This is a genomic window from Paenibacillus shenyangensis (assembly GCF_000346635.1).
Classification (GTDB): domain Bacteria; phylum Bacillota; class Bacilli; order Paenibacillales; family Paenibacillaceae; genus Saccharibacillus; species Saccharibacillus dauci.
The window spans coordinates 1-906 of sequence record NZ_AOIG01000054.1; the positions used below are offsets into that span (position 1 = coordinate 1).

At 49.9% G+C, this 906-nt stretch carries 1 protein-coding gene; it reads left to right on the forward strand.

All coding sequences use genetic code 11. From position 1 onward, the window contains the following. The coding region (locus tag H065_RS0124720; RefSeq protein WP_017815784.1) for an IS3 family transposase at nt 1-897 on the forward strand (897 nt) is incomplete at its 5' end. Between the last annotated feature and the right edge of the window lie 9 nt (nt 898-906).

Consider the following 906-nt stretch of genomic DNA (forward strand, 5'->3'; position numbering starts at 1 on the left):
CAGAAGTTTGAATGGATTCAGCAGATCACGAATCGTTCCCCGTTCAAACGTAAGGTACGGTGGCTGTGCCGGCTCGCTGGGGTCTCCCGTTCCGGTTACTATGCGTACCTTAGCGAGCAGGCTATTTCAGGCAGGCAGAAACAGCAAGAACAAGACGAACAAGCCTACAATATCCTGCTGCGCGCTTACCGGTATAAAAGAAGGAAGAAAGGCGCTCGCCAGATTCAAATGACGCTGCAGCTTCATTTTGGTCTCACGTACAACCTCAAACGCATTCGTCGTCTCATGAAAAAATTCAACCTCGTATGCCCGATCCGGCGAGCTCATCCCATGCGCCGGATCGCCAAAGCGACGCAGGAACACCGCACGTGTCCTAACACCTTGCAACGAGCGTTTAAACCTGGAGTCGCTGGCCAAGTCCTCCTGACGGACATCACCTATTTACGGTATGGAGCAAGCCGACGGGCGTATTTGTCGACGATTAAAGATGCCCAAACCAACGAAATTCTCGCCTACAAGGTCTCGGATTCGCTGGGATTGGATCTCGCGCTGGACACGCTCAAGCAATTGAAGAAACATCGTCATCTCACGCCGGAAGCGTTGATTCATTCCGATCAAGGATTTCACTACACCCACCCAAAGTTTCAAAAACTCGTGAAGAAGATGAAACTCGGGCAATCCATGTCGCGAAGAGGAAATTGCTGGGACAACGCGCCACAGGAATCTTTCTTTGGCCATTTTAAAGATGAAACCAATTTGAAAGCGTGCCAAACCCTCCAGCAAGTGAAGCAAGAGGTCAAGCGTTATATGACGTATTACAATCTGGAACGTGGGCAGTGGAACTTAAAAAAGCTGCCGCCTGCAACATACAGGCAACAGCTTCTTCACGTGTCCTAACCTTTTTTT